Origin of the sequence: Pseudomonas silensiensis (assembly GCF_050434865.1) — a bacterium.
In the GTDB taxonomy this organism is placed as follows: domain Bacteria; phylum Pseudomonadota; class Gammaproteobacteria; order Pseudomonadales; family Pseudomonadaceae; genus Aquipseudomonas; species Aquipseudomonas fluorescens_W.
Genome location: NZ_JBNDJH010000004.1, coordinates 248,160 through 259,716, shown reverse-complemented (window position 1 = coordinate 259,716; position 11,557 = coordinate 248,160). Strand labels below are relative to the sequence as shown.

Here is an 11,557-nt window from a genome sequence, read left to right as displayed (position 1 = left end):
GCTGAATGATATGAACCAAATGAATATCGCCACCGTCGATCTCAACCTGCTGAAAGTCTTCGAAGCACTGCATGAAGAGTCCAGCGCCAGCCGGGCCGCGTTGCGTCTGGGCGTGACGCAATCAGCCGTCAGCGCCGCATTGCGAAGGCTGCGCGAGGTGTATGGCGATCAGTTGTTTGTGCGAACCGGCCGAGGGCTCGCGCCTACGCTCAAGGCTAATCAGTTGAAACCGGTGGTCAGCGATGCCCTGAACAAATGCCGGCAGAGCCTGGCGATGGTCGATCCGCACGCTCACCATTACGACGGGCGTTCGGTGACCGTGGGTATGTCCGATGATTTCGAAATCGCTTATGGGCGCCGGCTGATCGAGGAAATCGCCTGCGTCGCGCCGAAGCTGCGGTTGATCTTTCGTCAGACCCATAGCCAGATCGTCGCCCAGGCGTTGATGGAACGCAGCATTGATCTGGCGATCACCGCAGGCGGATTTGCCGAGCGCTTGCTCAGCCGTCAGGTGTTGGGAGAAGGCGGTTATCTGTGCCTGGTGGACCCGCTCAGCCTGGCCGAGGGACAGCAGACCCTCAGCCTTGATGAGTTCGTCGCCCGCGAGCACATTCTGGTGTCGTCGGGCGGCTTTATCGGGATCACCGATGAGGGGCTGGCGGCGCTGGGGTTGAGTCGGCGTGTGTGCGCCTCGACCACACATTTTGCGGCATTACCGCACTTGCTCAAGGGCAGTCAGGCCGTGGCGACCATTCCGGCCCATGCGGCCCAAAGCATTGCGGCGCTCAGCAGACTGGCACTGCTGCCCTGCCCTCTGGCGTTGCCGCGTTACCCGATCGAACTGGGCTGGCGCACCAGTACGCAGCTCGATCCGGTGGTGCTGAAAGTGCGGGAAGCGATTGTCGCGAGTTTTACGAGCGCTACTTGGCAGCCATCAGGCGATTGACTTCACTGCGCACCATGTTCGCAAATTCCGGGGGCGACATGCCGTCAAGTTCGGCACGGACCCACTCCGCCCATTTGCCTTTGCGCTTGGCGCGTTCACCGAACAGTCGTGCGGCCTCGCCCTTGGACTTGCCCAGGTTGCTTTGCCAGAGATCGAACAGACGGGATTTCTCATCTTCAAGCGCAGCGCGCTCGGCAAGGGGTTTGTCGGCCAGATTGAAGCTCATGGGAGTTACCTGCTGCGTAAAATAGGCGACATCTTACACTGTAGGAAGAAATGTCCGACTCAGGATTTTTCGTCAGGGTTGGGTAAACGCGAAATCCACTGCAACTTTTTCGCTGACGACAGACTCCACTGTTCACTGTCCATTTATCTGCAAGGAGTACCTCAATGGCCCGGAAAACCGCCGCACAAATCGCCGAAGACCAGATCAAGGATCAAGCCTTCAGCGAACTTCAGGCTCTGATCGAAGAGTCGGAAAAGTTGCTCAAAAGCAGTGCCTCACTGGTGGGTGAGGAAGCGGACACCCTTCGTGGGCAGATCGCCCTGAAACTTCAGCAGGCTCGGGACTCTGTCACCAGCGTTCGTGACCGGACCAAACCTGCGGTCGAAGCCACTGAAACCTACATAGGTGGTCATCCGTGGCAAACCGTGGCGATCTCTGCCGGTTTCGGCCTGGTAGTCGGGTTGTTGCTCGGTCGGCGGTAAGCGGTTCTGCTTTAGGTACAAAAGCAAAAAGGCGAGCATTGAGCTCGCCTTTTTCTTGCCCGGCTTTTATGCAGACTGAGAGTATGCAGACCTCAGAGCCCGGCCAATGCCCGTAAATTCGCCAATGTCTGCGCGTCGAGCGGGATGCCATCGGTGCTGGCCTTGGCTCGCTGGTAGTGACGTCGATCACCCGGCAAACGCTTGAGCCCTACCCCGTGCATCTGCCGGACCAGTTCCTGACTGCGCTCGGCAAAGTTCTGCCCGGCCGCCTTGCTCGGGTCGATCACGATCAACAGTTGGCCCGTCCACGGCGTCTTGGCGCCCGGATGATTCGACCAATCGAACTCGAAGGAAAAATTGCCACCGGTCAACGCCGCCGCCAACAGCTCCACCATCATCGACAGCGCCGAACCTTTATGCCCGCCAAACGGCAGCAACGCGCCGCCCTCGAGAATTGCTTTCGGGTCTTGGGTCGGCTGGCCAAGACCGTCCACACCCATGCCTGGCGGCAAACGCTCGCCCTTGCGTGCGGCGATCTGCACATCGCCATGGGCAATGGCGCTGGTCGCCAGGTCGAAGACTATCGGATCGCCGTCAGCCCGAGGCGCGGCGAAAGCAATCGGGTTGGTCCCGAACAGCGGACGATCGGCGCCGTGCGGCACCACGCAGGTCATGCTGTTGACCACGCTCAGCGCCACGAGCCCTTCATAGGCAAAGGGCTCGACATCCGGCCACAAGGCGGCGAAATGGTGGGAGTTACGAATCGCCAGCACCGCAATGCCAGCGCTGCGGGCCTTCTCAACCAACAGTGCGCGTGCTGCCGCGAGGGCCGGTTGGGCGAAACCATTACCGGCGTCGACCCGGACAAAGCCCGAAGCCACGTCCTCGACCACCGGCACGGCCTGGCCATTGACCCAGCCGCTCTGGAGCGTTGATACGTAACCGGGAATGCGGAACACGCCATGACTATGGGCGCCATCGCGTTCGGCGCCGGCGCAGTTGAGGGCCAGTGTCCTGGCTACCTCAGCGGAGGTGCCATGGCGCTGAAAAATCTGCTCAAGCAAAAGAACGAGCGCGTCGAAATCGAGCGTTTGAGTGTTCGAACTGACGGCCACTTCGGGCGTTGCGGTCATCTGAAGCTCCAGTTTTATTATTGAGTACGGGCAACAGGGTGAAACAAGGTTGCAAAGCAACCCAAAACAGTTGTCGATTAAGCGCTGTTTTACCGGCGTCCTGTCAAGTCTCGACAGCCTGTTTGGCTCAAGCAATATGTACCGCACTCGAGCCTTCCATTGACCGTACTGTTTTTCCTCAATCCAACGGCCTGCGATCACCCGCCGATCGCAGCACATCGAGGAAAAACCATGAGTAGTCCATTACCGTATTTTTTCGACGAGGCAGAAATTGCATCCAGAGCCAGACAGCCCGATGAACGCGAAAATGAACTGTCCTTCACGATTGATGACCTGAAGTGGTTGCAGGTTGTTTATCTGGCGACGCATCAAATCCGTATCGCCAATAGCAAGCCCATGCACGTCGACCAGCTGCTTTTAAGCGTACCTGATGCACCCGATATCCCCCTGGCCGGCGCTTTTGCCATGAGCCGGCCCAACGCTGGAGAAGTCACGCTCTACACCCCGTGGAAAGGCCTGGTCAAATTCGCGGACATGGAGGACCTCAAAAGCAGACTCAAGGAATGGTTGGCACAGCCCACCGGGAAGCGTGAGCTGCTGCGCTTTCTCTCCATCGAACAACGCAGCGCTTTAGCGGCCGCCACTGCGCCAGACATTGCCACGAAAACAATCGAAGGGGCAGTGTTCCAGGACCAGCAACTCACCCTCGAGCGCAATCAGGCTCAGAACCTCAAGACGATGATGGGCGAACTGGCCAAGCTGCCAACACTGCAATCGATGCTGGACGAGACCCTCAAGAACGCGTTGCACAATCCGTTCCCCAAACTGGACCAGCGCCTTACTCGACTGAGGAGCTTTGTCAGGACTATTTCAGCCTCCAATGGCCGCGATGACCCGCACACGCTTTCCTCGCTTTCACTGAGTGATGCCCTGCTGCATTACTACCTGACCAACCAGTGGCCGGCTGGTGACTCCAGAGTCTTTTCCAATCCCCAACACAGTGTGAGCAGCGACGCCGATAACCGGGCCTGGGAAAGCGCAGTCAAAGAGATCGCGCAAAGTTTTACCCCTCACTTGCAGAGCCTGCTCAAGACGTTCTGGAACACACCGATGATCAACGGGCAGTCACGCTCGGCGTTTTTTGCCGAGGGTTTGCGCGATACCTTTCACGTGAAGCTTTTGCTTCAGCGTCAACAAGGTGTTCTAACGACGCAGGAATACCTGAGACTGATGAATGTCAGCCTCGAGCCTGAAACCGTCGATCCTCTTCGCATCGAAAAAGTGCGTATCACCGCGCCCTTCAAGCATTACGCGCAGCTGGCCTTGACCCTGATGATCGGCAGCCGCGAAACCCTGGGCTTTCTGTACACACAGTCCAGGGGCATCGAGGCGACGAGCGATCTGCCCGCTGTCAGGAGAATCGTCCTGGAGATGATGAAAAGCGAAGGCCACGAAGACACGCTGCTCAACTTCATGTCTTCGGACGAGCGCGGCACGTTTCTGTCATTGACCGCGGATGAGCGTGTCATCGTCGGTGAGCCGATCATCGGCCCGGTATTTGAACAATTAATGGATGACATCCTTGGCAAACAACGGGAGAACCTGTCCCACGCGCTGAGCCGTTACCGTGAAAGCGACGGTACACAGGATCCTCAAGCCTTGATCGACAAGGCGCTGGATGTCCGGGGACTGATCGACGATCGACTGCTGGCGGCCGATACCGAAGGACGCTGGAGTACACACGCTGACCAGCGCTGGAGCGCGCAACCGGCCACCGTTCGCGCCGAGTCGGCCAAAGAGCAGCTGGCGCGACTCTCCTCCGTTGAGCATGCGCTCGACCATCTCCTCGACAACCATCCAGTCATTCCCACAACAACCCGCACAATTGCCGAGGCACAGCGCATCGTCGAGTCGTCGCTCGGGAGCTTGCAATCGAGTTTTACTCACGCCCTGTCAACGGCATTGCGCAGTGAATTGAATCTGCACGCTGTCATGCGCACCTTGAGTGCGACGGAACAGGCGATCATCAAAACCGTACTCGATACTCCGGTACGCTTGCAGCGAGCTGCATTGAACGGCTTTTTGCCGGACGTATTTTCCTTGGCGTTGAAGGCAAACGAAGCCACAGCCCCGTTGAAACTGGCCAGTTGTTTTGTGCTGACTGAACGTGGAGGCCTGGACCCGAAGCATTCGGGCAAGGCAATTTTGTGGACGCCGGCGTCGGGATTTGAAGCCTTCAGGGCATTGACTCCGTTGCTGAGCGAGCTGGATCGACGCCTCAAGGACGCCGATGTTCGCACCACTCTTCTGGAGAACCTTGGACGTAGCGAGAGAGTGGCCGGAAAGACTTACACCCTGGCGCCGCTGCAGCGAATAGATGAGCATTTTCTCGATCACGTGCAAAAGCCCTATGTCCAGCTGGACCAGGTGTGCGTCACCGGTGCGCTGGCTACGAAGCTCCCCGCGACAACCCTGGCCAGTCTTCTGAAGCTGGTGGCGCTACGCCAACCGATGACTGGGTTGGACCGTGCGGCGGACATTGCCCTATCCCTGACGACCCAGCAAAAACTGCCCGCATGGCTGGCCAAGGCGTCCATCAAAGATCAGATATTGCATGGGGAGTTGCTTCAGCAATACCTCAACAATGTCACCGACGACCAGGACTACCTCACCGGCATACGCTCCCTGGCTCGCACGGCACACCATGCACTTGAAAAACAACTCAAGGCAGATACGTTCGACATTGATCCGGACAAGATCCAGATCCTGATCAACGCAAGCCCGAGGTCTGCGGCCAGCACTCAAACCTTGAGCGACTTTGCATTGACCCATTTCAAGGATTTGGACATAACCCATTTCAGACTGGAGTCGCTTGATAACACCGAGATTCCCGAGGACATGGACCAACGCTACATCAGAGACCTGATACGAAACTTGAAGCTGGGTGAACATCAACAAACGACATTGAACGAAGCCTTTGCAGACAGCCAGGCGAATGCAACGGACCGCCGGAAGCGGTTTTACGCACAATTACCCTGGCAGCTGATGCATTACGCCCATTCGGAAAAACTACAAGAGCGCCTGAGCGAAACCGGGTTTGACCTTATTCGCCAAGTCATGGATATGCCCGACGCCATCGCCCGCGCGGCTGTCGACGGTGCCCACGCGATCATCCGCCCACTTGAAATCCTGGGTATCAAGAGCGAACAGGCGATTAAAATACCGGGGGTCTATCTGATTGGATCATCGGCCGATAGTGCAGCGCCACAGGTCCTTCTCGCGCCTCACAGCCCTCGGCACGGCGTGAAAGAATACAAGAATGAAACACAACTGCTGACAGAACTTAAGACTCGCGGCGGCCTGCTCGACTGGGTACTCATGAACCTTGCGCAGCCTGATCGGATACAGCTTGAGTACAGGATGGCGACCTCCAGTAACCGCCTCCCCGAAGTGACGCTGGCGTCCAATCCGATCAAGGGGAATCTGTTCGAACACCTGTTCAACGACAACGTCGGGTTATTAACCCGATTGCTCGGTTGTCAGACCGATGACAGCAAGCAGGGTGAATGGGCAACCATCAAGCATGTGCTGGGTGAAGATTTGCATGAGGCCTTTACGTTCTTGACCGGCAAGCTTGCCTACCCGATCACGGTGTGGCGCATTTATCGCGACATCAAGCAGTCCGCCGAGGACCTACAAACGCACAAATGGGGGGCGGCGATAAAGGAATTTATCAGCGGCATTGCACAACTGGCCTCATTGCGGCAATCGATGGAGGATCCAGTGACGGAGCCTTCGACGACCAGCGTGCCGGCGCCAGAAACGCCCGCCCCCCGACTCAAATGGCAGGCCATCGACATCACCGCACCCGAGCGCACGCAGTTGAAGCGTCATGAAAGCATTGACGTCGATCTAGGTTCGCTGGCACACGACTCCAGGCTTGGGCTCTACTCTCATCCGTCGACAAAAAAACACTACGGGCCGGTTGAAGGCAAAGTGTATCCCGTCGAAAAGCACGGCACCCGCTGGCGCATCAGCGACACAAAAAACCGTGGCCCTTATCTACGTCTGAACGAATCGAAGCAATGGGTTCTGAACAGGGAAACACCGGCGCCCCGCTTCAGCCTTGTAAACCGGGTACAGAACGCTATTTCGGTGTGGGTAAGCATTAATGTCGAAGCTCGTGGAATGCCCCAAATCCGTCAAATTTTTCCGCAAAAGGCTCGTCAAATTGACGAGGCGCTGGATCTGGCAACCACCTATGCATGGAACAGCTTCCGCAACCTGCAACTGCTGAAAACGTCAGACGGCACGGTCACCCCCGTGCATCGCCTCATCATGGATTTTATCGATGTGCCCGCAGTGACGGACGCACATGTGGAGAAGCTCGAAAAAGCCTTGGGCGACATTTTTGCGGCCCTGTTGGACCCCTCACTCAGAAAGCCGAACTCCAAGCGTTTTGTGATCGGCAAGCTGCTCAATCACGAGGAAAACTCCTACGCCTTCACCCTTCCCAAGGACCTGAAAAGGAAAATTTACCTGACAGAGAAATTCTTCTTCCCCAATTTCGACTTCTACCATCCACACCTGTCCGACTCCGCCTTCCCCATCAACACTCATGCCCGGGCGGCAACCCTGATCCATGAGGTTTCGCACATTGCCTGCAATACCGAAGACATTTCTTATCTCGATACCGGCAGACCGTTCGTCGACCTGATAGGAGCGGCCAGTCCTTACGCCACTGAGCTCAAGACTGCCTTAAGCGATCTTCAGGGCAGCGCATTGTCAATCAAGACGCCGTATACACAGCTGTTCAAAGTCCTGAACCCTGATGACGGTGAATGGGAGGACCTGGGTCATACTTCTGATGGAAATACGGATCGGATAAAGAAACATATCTTGACCTTGACCGGCCAGGACAACCTCAGCGGTGCCCGCACAACCTTCAAAAAAGACCCACTGATCAGACTGGGGGTGCAACTCGCAAACGCCGACAGCGTGACCTGGCTGATCACTCATCTGGGTCGCCAATTGCACACCAGCACCCCTTAAATTTTTAATAATAAGCGCCAGTTTGATGGGTAATTGCCATGACGGTTGTTCTCGCAGACTTCCTCACAAGGTTAGAATGCAGGAAATCAGGATGAGTCAATGACCGACAACCCTCTCTCGCAAGCCCAATATGACGCAATCACCGATGCCGCTGCGCATTGGTGCATGCGTCTGCACGCCAACGATTGCACTGCTGAAGAGCGGCTGGCGTTCGAGCAATGGCATGACGCTCATCCGCTTCACGCGTTCGAGTACGAGGCCATGCTGGAGATCTGGGATGTCGCGGGGGACTTGCCACGTCCAGAAGCCGTGGTCCCGATGGTCCGCGCCAAACCTGCTACGCCTTGGCGCACCTTCGGTATTGCCGCCGCGGTTTGCGCCATGGCATTGCCGCTGGCGGCCTATAGCGGCTGGAACCTGGGCTGGTTACCCAATTCCTACCAACATTTCGAGGCGAACGACAATGTCCGCCAGGTCACCCTGAGCGATGGCAGTCAGGTGGAACTTAACCTGGGCAGTGAGCTGACGTTCAGCAACTACAAGGATCAACGTCGGATCACGCTGAAAAAAGGCGAAGCCTTCTTCAGCGTCAGCCATGACACTCGACACCCCTTCATTGTCAAAGCGGCCGAAGGCAGGATTCGAGTCACCGGCACCAAATTCAATGTCTGGATGTATGAAGACCAGGTACGCGTGAACCTGATAGAAGGGTCGGTGCTGGTGAGCAGTAATGACGCCGTTACAGGTGACGGTTTGCGCCTCGAGCCAGCGATGCAGGCTAGCTATAGACGCGGCGACTTCACTCCCCGGATCAGTCAGACTTACGACAATGACAACTCACTGGCCTGGCGCAGCGGAAAACTGGTGCTCGATGATCTGGCGCTGACCGACGCATTGCCATTGATCAATCGCTACTTGAGCAAACCGCTGATGGTGGCCGACAACAGCACTGGCTCGATTCGCATCGGCGGCATCTACAACATCAAAGAGCTCAACAACCTGGTGGCTTCCCTGCCCAAGGTGTTGCCGGTCTACCTGACCCGCAACAAGGATGGCAATCCGGTCCTCAATTCCATTCCGCAACAAGCCCCAAAAAGCTGAAGGCCGCGACCTTTGCAAGGTGCGGCCTTCATTCTTCGTTCAAACACCATCAGCGTTACTGTACGGCCACCTTCCCGGCTTTTTCATCCTGCTCGCGGATCGTCTGAACCTGGTACTGCGGATCGGACGTGATCTGCTGTTCGGTGAACGGCAACACACTCAACTGCTTCCTGGAAAACGCCACGGTCTGATCTCTGGAGTACTTGGAGGCCGGGTCACTGGATAGCGAAAATGCCAGCAGCCCCTGGGCCTGCGGTCCCTTGTCATCGAAGGTCACGACCTGCAAATAGCTGGTACCGCTGACGACCTCGAGTTTCCCGTCGGTTCTCGGCACGCTCTGAATGGCGTTATAAACGCCAAGCGTGCCAGGTCCACCGTGAATCGGTGTCTGCTGGCCACCGCTGCTGACCACCTGGATATCACCCCAGCGGCTATCGGCCTTGAGCCCCCTCTTGTTCACCTGAGCGACCGACGCCAGCATCGCTTCGCGAACTGCCTTTGCGACTTCCGGACGATTGACCGCCAGGCCACGCGGTGTGTGTTGCGGGTCTTTCGGATCGAACGCCACACGCCACAGATCAGGCGTTTCCTGTAGCGACGCCATGACATCCTGGAAATGCACAAACCCCAGACCACTGTCCAGATTCGCGCTGCGATCCCAGGTCTTGAGGCTGGCACACAGCGGCGCGAGCGCCGGCGCATCGGCACCCAGTGCCGCCGCACAGAACTGCAGCAGGTCCGGCATCACTTGTGCCGCCTGATACACCTGGTCGTCCATCACCATGTGTTGCAGATCCATCGCCGTTATGGGACCTGCCTTGTTCAACGAGTTCAGGCGATCCAGCGCAAAACGCGAGCGCAGCCCCAATGGCTGGCCATCCTGGCTGATCAGGGGCGAAAAACCGGTAAGCGGTTGTGCCGGGTTGGCCATCCAGGCCGAATCGTTGGAGTGCTGCACAAAATCCTTGCGCAATAGCTGCGGCAACTTGTCTGCCGCAAAAATGCCTTTTTGTGCGGCCGTCGGGTCGATGTCCCAGGCACACGCACTGTTGGAACCGTCGAGGACGATCATCTGCAACCCGGCCCGCGGATCACTGCACCTGGCCAGTTTGTCGGCACTGACGTTCGGCACGACCGAGAGGTTCATGTACAGCGTCTGCCCCTGATCATCCGTCGCCAGGGTGTTGACCCACGGAATCCCCTGGATCTTGTGCACCGAGGCCTGCAGGTCCTTGAGGCTGACCGAGCGGTTCATTGCATACCACTGCTGCAAGACCCGGTCGTTATCCAGATTGGCGTCGCGCAAGCTGTAGGCGAACTGGTTGTCCCAGTCGAGCTTTCCGGGCCATTGCACGATCGGGCCGAACTGCGATCTGTAGACCACATGAGAAACCGGTCTGGTCTGGCCATCCGGTTGTTTCACGTTCACGGTCAGGGTCTGTTTCTTCATCGGCAATGACTTGCCGTCGAGCAGATAACGGGTCGAATCCTTGGGATCGAGTTGCAGGCGATACAAGGTGAAATGCTTGGACGAGTCCACCGTGTGGGTCCACGCCAGGTGCTGGTTGAAACCGATGTTGATCATCGGCAACCCCGGCAGCGCCGCGCCCATGACGTCCAGTTTGCCGGGAATGGTCAGGTGCATTTGATAGAAACGCATCCCGCCGACCCAAGGGAAATGCGGATTGGCCAACAACATGCCGCGGCCATTGAACGAACGCTCACTGCCGACCGCCACGGCGTTGCTGCCGCGATCCAGGGCAAAACGCTGCATGCGCGAGGCGGCCACCTGGAACGACAAGGGGTCGCCTGCCACATGAGCCACGGCGTTGGGTGGCGTTGCGCCGGCCAATGCTTCGGCAAACTGCCCTGATCCGCCTTCGACCAGCAGGCGCCGGGTCAACTTGACCAGATCCTGGGCGGTAATCTCGCGCACCCAGTCGCCCTGACACTGCGGCGGCAAACCCTGCACCCGACGCTCTGTCAGCGAACGGTTATAACCCGCCACATACCCTTCAATGAGATCGCGCACTGGCGGGGTTTGCGCCTGCCAGAAACCCTCGACGGCCTGTGGCGTGTTCAGCCAATTGAAAAACAGATCGCTGACCAGGTTTTCGCGTTCTTCGACCGTGAACTGATCCGGGCCGAAATAGCGCGAACGTTCGCCGTTCACGGTAGTGATCTCATTGGCCAGCAAGCACAGGTTGTCCTGAGCGTAGGCGTAACCAATGCCATAACCGAGCCCGCGTTCGTTGTCGGCACGGATATGCGGCACACCGAAACTGGTCCGGCGAATGTCGGCGCTCGCCTGCTCTGGCTGACTGCGTGCGTTTGCCGCAAGACTCAAGCCTACCAACACGCCTGCAAGGCTCAACCGGGTTAACTGCCTGGAAATAATCACGCTCGCTCCTGATCGAAAAGACAAACACCCTGCGTCATACACGCACTGCGCCTTCCCCTAGGAACGAAACAAATGACAAAAATTTAGGCCGTGAAAGACGCTTTTTACCGCCGTCTCACAGGCTGCTGACGTGATGGCGACAAAATTTCTACATTCGGGGCTTCATTATTTGCCTTGCTCGTACGTCTTATTGAGTGAGAGCACCCATCACATTTC

At 57.4% G+C, this 11,557-nt stretch carries 7 protein-coding genes; 4 read left to right on the top strand and 3 right to left on the bottom strand.

Annotated features, from left to right (window positions below; genetic code table 11):
- The first annotated feature begins 10 nt into the window (after nt 1-10).
- Nucleotides 11-946, top strand: coding sequence for a LysR family transcriptional regulator (locus QF010_RS07805; protein ID WP_429532808.1), 936 nt, complete (start codon nt 11-13; stop codon nt 944-946).
- Here QF010_RS07805 and QF010_RS07800 read toward each other — a convergent pair.
- Entirely contained in the window at nt 921-1,172 is a 252-nt protein-coding gene (locus tag QF010_RS07800; protein ID WP_008155229.1) for a hypothetical protein, read from the bottom strand. The two genes, QF010_RS07805 and QF010_RS07800, sit on opposite strands and share 26 nt — an antisense overlap.
- 164 nt (nt 1,173-1,336) lie before the next feature.
- On the opposite strand from QF010_RS07800, the gene QF010_RS07795 reads away from it, so the two are divergent.
- Nucleotides 1,337-1,654, top strand: coding sequence for an ElaB/YgaM/YqjD family protein (locus tag QF010_RS07795; RefSeq protein WP_033055096.1), 318 nt, complete (start codon nt 1,337-1,339; stop codon nt 1,652-1,654).
- A gap of 92 nt (nt 1,655-1,746) precedes the next feature.
- On the opposite strand, the gene QF010_RS07790 is transcribed toward QF010_RS07795, so the two are convergent.
- Entirely contained in the window at nt 1,747-2,787 is a 1,041-nt protein-coding gene (locus QF010_RS07790) for an Ldh family oxidoreductase (RefSeq protein WP_033055098.1), read from the bottom strand.
- A 231-nt stretch (nt 2,788-3,018) separates the two neighbouring features.
- Here QF010_RS07790 and QF010_RS07785 point away from each other — a divergent pair, with 231 nt between their 5' ends.
- Nucleotides 3,019-7,839, top strand: coding sequence for a dermonecrotic toxin domain-containing protein (locus QF010_RS07785; RefSeq protein ID WP_429532880.1), 4,821 nt, complete (start codon nt 3,019-3,021; stop codon nt 7,837-7,839).
- Nucleotides 7,840-7,938: 99 nt separating this feature from the next.
- Nucleotides 7,939-8,940 (top strand): FecR family protein, encoded by a 1,002-nt coding sequence (locus tag QF010_RS07780; protein ID WP_429532807.1) that lies wholly within the window; start codon nt 7,939-7,941, stop codon nt 8,938-8,940.
- Between the two features lie 55 nt (nt 8,941-8,995).
- Here the strand turns inward: QF010_RS07780 and pvdQ are convergent, their stop codons facing one another.
- Nucleotides 8,996-11,341, bottom strand: a complete 2,346-nt coding sequence (gene pvdQ, locus QF010_RS07775) for a bifunctional acylase PvdQ (protein ID WP_429532806.1) — start codon at nt 11,339-11,341, stop codon at nt 8,996-8,998.
- Between the last annotated feature and the right edge of the window lie 216 nt (nt 11,342-11,557).